Source organism: Mesorhizobium sp. C120A, assembly GCF_030323105.1.
In the GTDB taxonomy this organism is placed as follows: domain Bacteria; phylum Pseudomonadota; class Alphaproteobacteria; order Rhizobiales; family Rhizobiaceae; genus Mesorhizobium.
Window position 1 is genome coordinate 5321570 of sequence record NZ_CP100476.1, and the last position, 12558, is coordinate 5334127.

The following is a 12558-nucleotide window of genomic DNA, read 5'->3' on the forward strand; positions in this document are numbered from 1 at the left end:
GAAATCGGGATAGTGGCCGTGAGAAAGCTGATATCCCGACAATGTGACCGCCGCGCACCGTCAGACGGCGTGTTCCAGTTCCACATGCGTGCGTGACAGGACTTCGCGCACGGCCGCGACGACCGGTTCGACCTCGAGGCGCCAGACGCAGCAGGCCTTGCTGGGATCGAGCGGATTGCACAGGCTGCCCGCCACGCAATTGCACGGCATGGATGGCTGCAAGGCGAGGCTGGGCACGCCGACCGGTCCCCAGACGGCCGGGCTGGTCAGGCCGAAAAGGCCGACAACCGGCGTTCCGGCCGCTGCTGCCATGTGCATGGGGCCGCTCTCATTGCCGACAAACAGCCGCGCCTGCTGCAACACCGCCAGCAGCGTTTCCAGCGACAGCGCGCCGACGAGGTTGACGATCGACGCGGCACTGGCGAGGATCTGCTCGGCCGGCTTGCGCTCGTCAGGGCCGCCGACGAGTACGAAATCCAGTCCGGTTTCGCGCGAAATCGTGTCGATCACGGCGGCAAAGCGTTCATGCTGCCAGCGCCGGCCGTGAAAACTTGCGCCGGCATGCACCGCGATAAAGCCGTTTGGCCGCAAATGGTGTTTGTCCAGCAATGCCTGGGCCCTCGCCGTCTCCATCGGCAATGGCCGAATCGACGGCACCCGCACGCGCAGGCCGACGCCGAGCGGCTCGAGCGGCGAAAGGTAGCGGTAGAGATAGTGACGTTCGCCAAAACCGAACGGCTCGGCAAAGACATTGGCGGGCTGGCGCTCATGCCAGCGCAGCGGCCTTTCCGGAGGATTGTAGCCGATGCGGGTGCTGGCGTTGAGGAACCTGACGATGAGCCGCGATGTCTTTGAATCGGTGAGGTCGATGGTCAGGTCGAAACGGAATTGGCGCAGCTTGCTGATCATAGAATAGAGCTCGCGCCCACGCTCCAGCGGGGTGCCGCGCATGGCGGCGCGGCGGAAGCTGACGACCTCGGCGGCGATGCCGTGCGCGGTGACGAAACTGGCGAGGCGCGCCTCGCAGAGAAAGACGATCCTGACACCGGGATATTCGAGCTGCAGGTTCTTGGCGAGCGTGGAGGACAGAACAATATCGCCGATGAACTTGGTCTGGATAATCAGGATCGAGCGGAAGGGTCTGGGCGAAATCTGTAACATCTTTTTCTCGGCACCGGGCGGGTTGGGGGGCCGTGAAATTGGGAAGAAACGATGTCGGGATTGCGTGTTGGGGCGCGCACATCAGCGTGAATTTGCTTACAAAATCGTAAGCTTAGCGCCAAACGGCCACCCACGGGTGGCCGTTTCATCGATACCGAAAGGACTGTGTCGAAATCAGGATGCCGCGGCGCTCTTTTTGGGGCGCGGCACTGCTGTTTTGGCAATCTGCACCGCGGCTTGGGCTGCGGCCAATCTCGCGATCGGCACGCGGTAGGGAGAGCACGAGACATAGTCGAGGCCGACCTCTTCGCAGAAGCGGATCGAGGCCGGATCGCCGCCATGTTCACCGCATATGCCGAGCTTGATGTCGGGCCGTGTCGCCCTGCCCTTTTGCGCAGCCATGCGCACCAGTTCGCCGACGCCCTCGATGTCGAGCGAGACGAACGGGTCCTGCTCGATGATGCCTTTCTGCCGATAGGTCTCGAGGAAGGACGCCGCATCGTCGCGCGAGATGCCGAAAGTGGTCTGGGTGAGGTCGTTGGTGCCGAAGGAGAAGAACTCGGCCGTAGCAGCGATGACGTGGGCGCGGATCGCCGCGCGCGGAAGCTCGATCATCGTGCCGGTGAGATAGTCGATCTTGACGCCGGTCTCGTCCATGACAGCCTTGGCGACCGCATCGATGCGCGCCTTGACGTAGTCGAGCTCCTTCACCAGGCCGACCAGCGGCACCATGATCTCGGGAACGACCAGCGCGCCGGCTTTCTTGCCGGCCTCGACGGCTGCCTCGAAAATGGCGCGCGCCTGCATCTCGGCAATCTCGGGATAGGAGACGGCGAGGCGGCAGCCGCGATGGCCGAGCATCGGGTTGAACTCGTGCAGGGCTTCGGTGCGCTGCCTGAGCTTGTCGAGCGAGACGTTCATGGCGGCGGCGACCTCCGCCACCTCCGCTTCCGTCTTGGGCAGGAATTCGTGCAGCGGCGGATCGAGCAGCCGGATCGTCACCGGCAGGCCGGCCATGATCTCGAACAGTTCGAGGAAATCCGAGCGCTGCATCGGCAACAGCTTGGCAAGCGCGGTGCGGCGGTCCTTCTCGGTATCGGCCAGGATCATCTCGCGCATGGCGACGATACGCTCGCCGTCGAAGAACATGTGCTCGGTGCGGCAGAGGCCGATGCCTTCGGCGCCGAAGGAGCGCGCCATGCGCGCATCGAGCGGCGTCTCGGCATTGGTGCGCACCTTCATGCGGCGCACCGCATCGGCCCATTCCATGATGGCGGCGAAATCGCCCGACAGTTCCGGCTGCAGCATCGACACGGCGCCCTTCAGCACCTGGCCGTTGCTACCATCGATGGTGATGATGTCGCCCTTGCGGAAGGTCTGGCCCATCGACATCAGCGTGCCGGCCTTGTAGTCGACACGCAGCGAGCCGGCGCCCGAAACGCAAGGCTTGCCCATGCCGCGCGCGACCACGGCGGCGTGGCTGGTCATGCCGCCGCGCGTGGTCAGGATGCCTTCTGAAGCATGCATGCCGTGAATGTCTTCGGGGCTGGTTTCGATGCGCACCAGGATTGCCTTGCGACCTTGCGTCTTCAGATCCTCGGCATCGGCGGACGAGAAGACGATCTCGCCGGTCGCGGCGCCCGGAGAAGCCGGCAGGCCGACGCCGATGACATCGCGCGCGGCCTTGGGGTCGATGGTAGGATGCAACAGCTGATCGAGCGAGGCGGGATCGATGCGGGCGACCGCCTCCTCCGTCGTGATCAGCTTGTCGCGCGCCATTTCGACGGCAATCTTCAGCGCCGCCTTGGCGGTGCGCTTGCCGGAACGCGTCTGCAGCATCCACAATTTGCCGCGCTCGATGGTGAATTCGAGATCCTGCATGTCGCGGTAGTGCTGTTCCAGGCGGTCGGAGATGTCGACGAAGGACCGGAACGCGTCCGGCATCAGTTTCTGCAGCGACGGCTTGTCGGAGCCGGCGGCGATGCGCGCCGCCTCGGTGATGTTTTGCGGCGTGCGGATGCCGGCTACGACATCCTCGCCCTGCGCGTTCACCAGGAATTCGCCATAGAGCATCTTTTCGCCGGTCGAGGGGTTGCGCGTGAAGGCGACGCCGGTGGCCGACGTCTCGCCCATGTTGCCGAATACCATGGCCTGGACATTGACCGCCGTGCCCCAGCTTTCCGGGATGTCATGTAGGCGCCGGTAGGTGATGGCGCGGTTGTTCATCCAGCTGGAAAACACCGCGCCGATCGCCCCCCACAGCTGCTCGTGCGGGTCCTGCGGAAACGGCTTGTCGAGTTCCTCCTCGACCTTGGCCTTGTAAAGGGCGATGACGCTCTGCCATTCCTGCGCTGTCAGTTCGGGGTCGAGCTCGTGGCCGAGGCTCGCCTTCTGGTCCTCCAGGATTTCCTCGAACACTTCGTGGTCGAGACCCATGACGACATCGGAATACATCTGAATGAAGCGGCGGTAGCTGTCATAGGCAAAGCGGGCATCGCCGGAATCGGCTGCCAACGCCTCGACCGTCTCGTCATTGAGGCCGAGATTGAGCACGGTGTCCATCATGCCCGGCATCGAGGCCCTGGCCCCGGAGCGGACCGAGACCAGAAGCAGCTTCGACGGATCGCCGAAACGGCGCCCCGTCAGCTGCCCGATATGGTCCAGCGCCTTGACGACATCGGCCTGCAACGCGGCCGGATAGCTGTTGCCGTTGGCGTAATAGGCGTTGCAGACTTCGGTGGTGAGGGTGAAGCCCGGCGGCACGGGCAGGCCAAGACTGCACATCTCGGCCAGATTGGCGCCTTTGCCGCCGAGAAGGTTGCGGTCGCCCGCACGTCCCTCCGCGGCGCCATCGCCGAAGGTGTAGACCCATTTGGTCATGCTCGCCCTCCAAGTCCTCGGAAGATAGAACACCGGGGCCAAGACCCGGTTCCCCCGCGTTCCGACCCGAGCGTTATTATGCTGCAGTGCGAAAGGCAAGGTGTGGCAGCGAAGCCCGGCGACTACAATCGATTAAGCAAAAGCTGCGTCGAAAAGACTTGCCGGATCGCTGCCCAGGATATAGAACATATAGGGAACAAGTTGGGAGCAGCGTGATGAAACTCAACGGAAAACTCGACTATCTCGAACTGCCCGCGACCGGCGCGACGCTGGACAGCGTCAAGGCTTTCTACAGCGCCGCCTTCTCGTGGTCGTTCACCGATTACGGGCCGACCTATTCGGCCTTCGGCGAAGGGCTCGATGGCGGCTTCCAGGCCGATGCAGCGGAGGCGCCGGCGAAACCATTGCCGGTGCTCTATTCGCAGGATCTGGAAGCAACGCTCGACGTTGTCGAAAGCGCCGGCGGCACGATCGTCAAGCCGATATTCTCGTTCCCGGGCGGCAGGCGGTTCCATTTCACCGATCCCGCTGGCAACGAGTTGGCGGTCTGGGGCGAATAGCGCGTCCCCGCGCCAAGCGGTGGATCAGTTTTGCACAGTGGCCAACTCGGCATTGAGCTTTCGTGCCGCTCGTCCTATAAGGCCGCGCGCAACGGGCAAAGCTCGCTTGCTGGGGCGTCGCCAAGTGGTAAGGCATCGGTTTTTGGTACCGACATTCCCAGGTTCGAATCCTGGCGCCCCAGCCAAATCACATGCCTTTGGAATCAATGATTTACCGACCTTATCGATGGCTGCCGTCAGGAGCTATCTGACTCCCACGCGACCCCGACTCCGTTGACAGAGCCGGGGCCGTGCGGAGAGGATCAGTAATCGTTGTCGTCCTGGATGACGACGGGATGATGCCGATGATGTCGATAATAGCGATGATGGCTGCGCTCGATCGAGCCGGTCACGATGACCGTATCCCGGCGATGATGTCTGCGGCCGTGGTCGTAGAAGGCAACCGTGCCGTGTCTGCGGTGATGAAGGCGTTGACCCTGGTCATTGATGACCTTTACGCTCCTGTGATGATGTCGATGGTGGGTCGTGATGACCACGTCAGCTTCGGCTGCCGGAGCTATCGTCGGCATGGCAATGAACAGCGCCAAGGCGCTCACGATCATTGTTTTCATTGTAATATCTCCACCTGCTAATTATCCCTTCGCGGGGATAACCGCGTCCCATCCCTTTGGTTCCGAGTAGCGTCGTCGGTCCACGGGCGCGATCAGTGACGGCTGCTCCCGTGCAACACGGCGTATCGAAAGAAGAAGTTGCGACAGCAGCTCCTGTTGGCAACTTCTGGTAAAGGCGCTCTTTCAAGCCGACCACCAGGGTTACGCCACTCGACAAAGGAGCGCTGCACAGGACCCTTCTATGTCGTCGCGTTCGATCTCCTGATCTGTGACGGGAAACACCCGTCTTGCGAGGAAGACCGTCGGCACAATTTGTGAGATTTACGAGACCAATCAGGCCATCTTAGATCGCCTAAGTCGGGCCGTCTCAGATCCCGTAAGAAAGTGCAAGGTAAACCACCGGCGCCAAGATCAGCAGAACCGCGATTCCGATAACCACTGCGATTGCCAGGCGCTCTGTTCGCCTGACAAGCTCAGCGACCTTGTCGTCGTCAGCCGATGGTATGAGGTCAAGAACGGAAGAAACCTCCGCAGGACTGTCGTTGTCGTTTGCGGGTCGGGTTGCGCCGTCACGCACAGATCTCTGGACAAAGGTCACTGTTAGCCTCGCTATTGAAACGCACGCCGTTGGCGGTGTCACGACAATCGGGTGCCCGCTAACCTCTCAGGAATGGCGGGCACCCGATTGACCACCGATGAAGGGACTCATGCTCGGCAGCCCGGTTCCAATGTATCGGGAGGGCATAGGTTGCCCGCCTTCAGGCCTATGGCTCCGACGTCAGGACTTCAGTCATACCCTGTTCGGACCTTGGTCTGGCAATCGACGAAGCGATGGCCGCCATTTTGTTTCGACGCAGAAAATGCGGGAACATTAGTAGGCTCTTACGAGTTCACTCCCAGCAACTAGTTCGGGAGAGATACGGTGAACAACATAATCTGGCTCATCGGAGCAGTCGTTATCGTGATTGCGATACTGAGCTTCCTGGGCTTCCGATAAACGTGGCAGCTGAATTGCGGTCGGAGCCTATTGCCATCTGCGCCTTGTAGGCATCGCTTTCGCGTTGGCCGGGCGCTTTGCATGTGGGCTTTGGCGTTCGCTCTCAGGTGGCGCTTAAATTCCTTCTCTTCGAACCTTACAGAATGCGCGTCGCAAGCAGGTCGCAAGGGCGACGGTCCTATTGCAACAGTCGGATCGACGCCATCGCCGACGAAATCAACAAAGCATGCTGCGTCAGCTCGCCTCGCGCATCGCCTCGGCGGCCTGCAGATCGACCGAGACCAGTTGGCTGACGCCCTGCTCGGCCATGGTCACGCCGAACAGGCGGTTCATGCGCGCCATCGTGATCGGGTTGTGGGTGATGATGACGAAGCGCGTCTCGGTGGTCGCGGCCATTTCGTCCATCAAATTGCAGAAGCGCTCGACATTGTGATCGTCGAGCGGCGCGTCGACTTCGTCGAGCACGCAGATCGGCGCCGGATTGGTCAGGAACACCGCAAAGATAAGCGACATCGCCGTCAGCGCCTGCTCGCCGCCGGACAGCAGCGTCATGGTCTGCGGCTTCTTGCCGGGCGGACGGGCCAGGATTTCGAGCCCGGCTTCGAGCGGGTCGTCGGATTCGATCAGCTGCAATTCGGCCGTGCCGCCACCGAACAGATGCGAGAACAGCCGCTGGAAATGGCCGTTGACCACCTCGAAAGCGGCAAGCAGCCGTTCGCGGCCTTCGCGGTTCAGGCTCTGGATCGCTTGCCTGAGCTTGCGGATCGCCTCGATGATGTCCTCGCGCTCGGAAACGATGGCCTCCAGCCGGTCCGACAGTTCCTTCTGCTCTTCCTCGGCGCGCAGATTGACGGCGCCGAGCCGCTCGCGCTCAACCTTCAGCCGGTCGAGCTGGCGCTCGATGTCGGCCATTTCCGGCATCGGGCTGTCGGCTTCCAGGCCGGTATGGCGGATGACCAAATGCGGCGGCGTGTTCAGCGTTTCCTGGATGCGCGCCTCGACCTCGAGCCGGCGCTCGTCGGCGGCGGTCAATCGCTCTTCGGCGCGGACGCGGGTTTCGCGGGAATCGGCCAGCGACTGGATCGCCGCGGTGGCGGCCTTGTCCAGCTCGGCCTGCTTGGTCTCGGCCTCCTGCAAGCGGTCGGCGGCCGCCTTGCGCAAGGTCTCTGCCTCGGTCAGCTGCGACAGCAGCGCGCGGCGCCTGGCGTCGATCTCGTCGGGGGCGTCGGCCAGCGTTTCGCGCTCGGCCTCGGCCTCGGCCCTGCGCTCGCCGAGCGAGGCGATCTGCGTCGAGGCGTTTTCGGCCCGCTGCAGCCAGTTGCTGCGCTCGGCGCCGATGGCATCGAGCCGGCGCGTGCGCGCCTCGGCTTCGCGGCGCAGGCCTTCATGGACGGCACGCGCGTCGGCCAAGGTTGCGCGATCGCGGCTGACATTGGCGGCGGTCTGTTCGAGCTGAAGTTGCAGGTCGCCGAGATCGGGGGCGTCCTGCAGCAGCATTTCGGCCTCGGCGAAGGCGGCGGCCGTTTCTTCATGGCTGTCGACGATTCGCGCGCGCGCCTCGTCCAGGGCGGCGCGGCGGCTTGCCAGCTCGCCACCGGCCTTTTCGGCCTCGGCCAGCGCGCTGCGGGCGGCGTCCAGGCCGTGCTGGGCATCGCGCCCGGCCTGGCGGGCGTTGCGTTCGGCCTCGCTCGCCTCACGCAGCGCCTGTTCGGCCTGGGCAAGGGCAGCCTCTGCCTCACGCATCATCTGCGTCGCCTGCACCGCCTCGGCATCGAGCTCGGCCAGCCGGTTCTTCTGCGCCAGCCTCTGCGCGGCCGCGGTCGGTGCATCGGCGCTGGCGGTCAAGCCATCCCAACGCCACAGCGCGCCGTCACGGCTGACCAGCCGCTGGCCGGGGGCAAGCAGCGTCTGCAGGCGTTTGCCGTCCGCCGCATCGACGATGCCGATCTGCGCCAACCGGCGGGCAAGCTGCGAAGGCGCGCGCACCACGCTGGCGAGGCTCTTGAGGCCTTCCGGCAAAGCCGCATCGCCTGGTTCAACCTGGCTTTCGCCCCAATGCACCGGCGCGCTGCGGTCGAGCGGCACGTCGAGATCCTCGCCAAGCGCAGCACCGAGGGCCGTCTCATAGCCGCGTTCGACGCTGAGTTGCTCCAGTACCGACGGGAAAAGATCGCCGCTGGCGGCATTGAGGATCTTGGCCAGCGTGCGGGCTTCGGTCTCGATGCCGGCGAGTTCGGCCCTGGCATCCTGCAGCGGCGGACGGGCGGCACTCTCGGTGGCGCGCGCCTCGGCGACCGCCTGTTCGGCAGCAATGGCGCCGGCCTCGGCCTCCTCCAACCGGGCGAGCGCGTCCTCGACCAGAGCGCGCTTCTCGGCGGGATCGGGCAAGCCCGCAACCTTCGACACAATCTCGGACAATTCGCGGTCGACATCGGCCAGCTGGCGGGCAAAGCGATCGCGGCGTTCGGCGTTTTCGCGCAGCGTGCGTTCGATCTGATTGCGCGCGGCGGCGGCCTCGGCGCGTTCGGCGGTCAGCGCAGCGAGCTTGGCTTCGCTCTGCGACAGCGTTGCGCCGGCCTGCTCGAAAGCGGCCCGCGTCGTGGCCTCGCGTTGGGCGGCGCCGGCATTTTCGGAATTGAGCGTGGCTTCTTCCTCGCGCAGGCGCTCAAGAATATCCGCATTGTCGCGGACCATGCGCTCCTCGCGCGCGATGTCGCCGTCGAGCTGCTGCAGCCGGCGCTCGAGTTCGGCCTGGCGGGCGCGGATGCGGCCTGCCTCCTCCTCGATCTGCGCCTTGGCGATGGACAGGCGCTGGAAGGCGGCGGCAGCCGCGGCCTCGGCGTCACGCAGGTCCGGCAGCCGGTGGGCGCCGATGCCTTGCTCCCGGGCGGCAGCCATCTGGGCGGCGGCGCGGTCGCCGACCAGAGCTGTGGCAACCGCCAGCGCCGAACGCGCATCGCCCTCCTGGGTCTTGGCCAAGGTCCAGCGCAGATGCAAGAGCGTGGCTTCCGCCTTGCGGATATCGGCCGACAGGTTCTTGAAGCGCGATGCCTGGCGCGCCTGGCGCTTCAGGCTTTCGATCTGGCTCTCCAGTTCGCCGACGACATCGTCCAGCCGTTCCAGATTTTGTTCGGCCGCCTTCAGCCGAAGCTCGGCCTCGTGACGGCGCGTGTGCAGGCCGGAAATGCCGGCGGCCTCTTCGAGCAGCGCGCGGCGCGCCTGCGGCTTGGCCTGGATCAGTTCGCCGATGCGGCCCTGTCCGACCATGGAAGGCGAGCGCGCGCCGGTCGACTGGTCGGCGAACAGAAGCTGCACGTCCTTGGCGCGGGCTTCCTTGCCGTTGATGCGGTAGAGCGAGCCGGCTTCGCGCTCGATGCGGCGCGACACCTGCAATTCATCGGCGTCGTTGAAGGCGGCGGGCGCGGTGCGGTCCGAGTTGTCGAGGAACAGCGTGACTTCGGCGGTGTTGCGGGCCGGGCGCGTTCCCGAGCCGGAAAAGATCACGTCGTCCATGCCGGACGCGCGCATGTTCTTGTACGAGCTTTCGCCCATCACCCAGCGCATCGCCTCGACAAGGTTCGACTTGCCGCAGCCATTCGGCCCGACAATGCCGGTCAGGCCGCGTTCGATGACGAACTCGCCGGGTTCGACGAAGGATTTGAAGCCGAGGAGGCGAAGGCGCGAAAACTTCATTCGCGCCTGCCTATAAGGCACAAAGGTGCGCTGACGCCGAAGCGCAGTCGCTCCGGCGCCGCCTGGACGTCAGAGCAGAGGGTCGATGATGGCCGATATTTCCTCAATCGACATCGCACCTTTGTAGGTTTTCCCGTTGATGAAGAAGGTCGGCGTCGAGTCGACCTTGAATTCATCGGCGCCGCGCTTCTGGACCGATCTCACATCGTCCAGAAGTTTCTGGTCCGTCAAGCAGGCCTCGAAGGACTCCTGTGTAAAACCGGCGAGCTTGGAGATCTGCAGCAGCGCATCCTTGGTATTGTTGACGCCGACCCAGTTGGCCTGCTGCTTGAACAGCACGTCGACCATCGGGAAATAATTGTCCTTCGAACAGCGCGCCAGCATGAAACCGGCCTCGGCGCTTGGATCGAACGGGAATTCGCGCAGGATGTAACGCGCCTTGCCGGTGTCGATGTACTTCGTCTTCAACTCAGGGAAGGTGGTCGCGGCGAAATGCGCACAATGCGGGCAGGTCATCGAGGCATATTCGACGATGGTGACCTTGGCGTCATCCTTGCCGAGCTGCTTGTCGGGCAAAGCGCCGGGCTTCAGCAGTTCGGCCATGTCGACATTGCCGGAAGACTCCGGGACCTTGACGGCGGCCAGCGTGGCAGGCGTCGAAGCAGGCGCGGGAGCCGCAGGCTTCACATCCGCTGCTTTGGCATCCTCGCCTGAATCGCTGCATGCGGCGAGCATAGCCACTGCCGGAATGACGGCCAGCGAAGACAGGAGGTTTCTGCGGGACAAGCTACGGTTCATGCGAATCACCTGACTGTGGTTTGATTTTGCAACGCAAAGGCTAGAAAAGGCGAGAGTTGGCGGGAATTAAGGCATCGCCGTCCCCATTCCAATCGCCAAACTCTACATGCAGGATCACGAATGCGCGAGATAGATGACGCGTTCATGACCGACTGATTTCCAGTTGATTACCTTGGCCGCTTCCTTTGGCCAAGAATTGTGGCGCCAAGACGCTCCAGCGAGGCGCGCAAGCCTTCATCCTCGATCTTGCCGACGGTATCGGACAATTTGGCCTTTTCGACAGGAGTCAGTGCTCTCGGCGACGGTTTCGGCCGGGCTTTGTCCCCCAGCACCGGCTTTTGCACGATCCGGATCCTGCCGATCGCGTTGAAGCCGAGAAAGGCATTGACGCGGTTGATGATCTCGCCGGTCTCGTGCTGTAGGTGCAGCGCGGCCATGCCCTCGCAGGCGATGACCAGCACCGCCGGCTCGAACGGATCGTCCTCATGCATGCGGCGCGGCCACTGGATTTTTTCGGGGCGCGAATGGCCGGCGAGCCTGGGGCCGGCGATCTCTTCCCATGACTGCACCAGCCCGATCGAAATGCCGGCCCGCTTGCGCAGCACGGGGTCGAGGATCGCGGTCGCGAGATCGCTCACCGGAACGGGATTGCCGTAAGGCGTTCTCCCTGCCATGTACGTTCTCCAGCCACGCTCCTCACCAGCCTAGAGCCAGCCCGCGATCAATGGCACTGCACGAACAGACCCGCAAGGCCGCATCCGGACCAACTCTATCGGGAGAGATCGCCGCGCGTCTGCTTGCCTGGTACGACGCGCACCATCGCGAACTGCCGTGGCGGATCACGCCGCACGCCGCGGCCGGCGGTGCACGGCCGGACCCCTATCGCATCTGGCTTTCGGAAGTGATGCTGCAGCAGACCACGGTCGAAGCGGTAAAATCCTATTTTCGCGCCTTTGTCGAGAAATGGCCTGATGTGAAGGCGCTGGCGGCTGCGCCGGCCGAGGATGTGATGAAGGCCTGGGCCGGGCTCGGCTATTATTCACGAGCGCGCAACCTCAAGGCCTGCGCCGATCTGGTTGCGAGCCAGGGCGGCCGTTTTCCCGACAACGAAACGGGATTGAGGGAATTGCCGGGGATCGGCGCCTATACGGCGGCGGCGATCGCGGCGATCGCCTTCGACCGTCCGGCGGCGGTCGTCGACGGCAATGTCGAACGTGTCATCTCGCGGCTCTATTCGATCGCAACGCCGCTCAGCGAGGCAAAGCCTGAAATCCGCGCGCTCGTCGAAAGACTGGTTCCGCAGACAAGGCCGGGCGACTTCGCCCAGGCAATGATGGACCTTGGCGCCACGATCTGCACGCCAAGACGGCCGCGCTGCATGCTGTGCCCGGTGCGCGAGGATTGCAGCGCCATCCTGTCCGGCGACCCCGAGCGCTTTCCGGTCCGCCTGCCCAAGGTCGACAAACCACTCAGGCGGGGTGCCGCCTTCGTCGCCGAGCGCGGCGACGGCGCCATCCTGTTGCGCAAGCGGCCTGACAAGGGCCTGCTCGGCGGCATGACCGAGGTGCCGACCACAGGTTGGACAGCACGGATCGACGGTGCAACCACTTCGGAGGCAGCGCCCTTCCCTGCCGACTGGCGGCGCGCTGGAGAGATCGCGCATGTCTTCACCCATTTCGCGCTCGAGCTCGAAGTTTTTCACGCTCAAGTGAATAGTGATGCGCCGGAAGGGCATTTCTGGTCGCTGGCCCATGACATTTCCGGAGAAGCGCTGCCGACGGTCATGAAAAAGGTCATCGAAGCAGCGATACCGGGCGCAACCAAAAAGCACCGCCCCATTGACTAGCATTCGCTTTGA

At 63.8% G+C, this 12558-nt stretch carries 8 protein-coding genes and 1 tRNA gene; 3 read left to right on the top strand and 6 right to left on the bottom strand.

The window, feature by feature from the left end:
• Nucleotides 1-60: 60 nt before the first annotated feature.
• Complete coding sequence (locus NL532_RS26130) at nucleotides 61-1161, bottom strand: glycosyltransferase family 9 protein (RefSeq protein ID WP_023670694.1); 1101 nt, start codon at nucleotides 1159-1161, stop codon at nucleotides 61-63.
• Between the two features lie 174 nt (nucleotides 1162-1335).
• A complete protein-coding gene (gene ppdK, locus NL532_RS26135; RefSeq protein ID WP_023829110.1) occupies nucleotides 1336-4041 on the bottom strand; it encodes a pyruvate, phosphate dikinase in 2706 nt (901 codons plus the stop codon).
• 215 nt (nucleotides 4042-4256) lie between these two features.
• On the opposite strand from ppdK, the gene NL532_RS26140 reads away from it, so the two are divergent.
• Complete coding sequence (locus NL532_RS26140) at nucleotides 4257-4601, top strand: VOC family protein (RefSeq protein WP_023670692.1); 345 nt, start codon at nucleotides 4257-4259, stop codon at nucleotides 4599-4601.
• 110 nt (nucleotides 4602-4711) lie between these two features.
• Nucleotides 4712-4786 (top strand) — tRNA-Gln (locus tag NL532_RS26145).
• Nucleotides 4787-4903: 117 nt separating this feature from the next.
• On the opposite strand, the gene NL532_RS26150 is transcribed toward NL532_RS26145, so the two are convergent.
• From NL532_RS26150 to NL532_RS26165, 4 genes are all read right to left on the bottom strand, one after another.
• Nucleotides 4904-5212: a hypothetical protein gene (locus NL532_RS26150; protein ID WP_023670691.1), complete on the bottom strand. Its 309-nt coding sequence runs from the start codon at nucleotides 5210-5212 to the stop codon at nucleotides 4904-4906.
• Nucleotides 5213-6443: 1231 nt separating this feature from the next.
• On the bottom strand, nucleotides 6444-9902 hold the full coding sequence (smc, locus tag NL532_RS26155; RefSeq protein WP_286439414.1) for a chromosome segregation protein SMC: 3459 nt from the start codon (nucleotides 9900-9902) through the stop codon (nucleotides 6444-6446).
• 69 nt (nucleotides 9903-9971) lie between these two features.
• Nucleotides 9972-10700 carry a DsbA family protein gene (locus NL532_RS26160; RefSeq protein WP_031203554.1) on the bottom strand — a complete coding sequence of 243 codons (729 nt, stop codon included), beginning with the start codon at nucleotides 10698-10700 and terminating at the stop codon, nucleotides 9972-9974.
• A 167-nt stretch (nucleotides 10701-10867) separates the two neighbouring features.
• Nucleotides 10868-11374: a DUF721 domain-containing protein gene (locus NL532_RS26165; protein ID WP_031203552.1), complete on the bottom strand. Its 507-nt coding sequence runs from the start codon at nucleotides 11372-11374 to the stop codon at nucleotides 10868-10870.
• A gap of 50 nt (nucleotides 11375-11424) precedes the next feature.
• Here NL532_RS26165 and mutY point away from each other — a divergent pair, with 50 nt between their 5' ends.
• A complete protein-coding gene (gene mutY, locus NL532_RS26170) occupies nucleotides 11425-12546 on the top strand; it encodes an A/G-specific adenine glycosylase (RefSeq protein ID WP_023830054.1) in 1122 nt (373 codons plus the stop codon).
• Nucleotides 12547-12558: the final 12 nt, after the last annotated feature.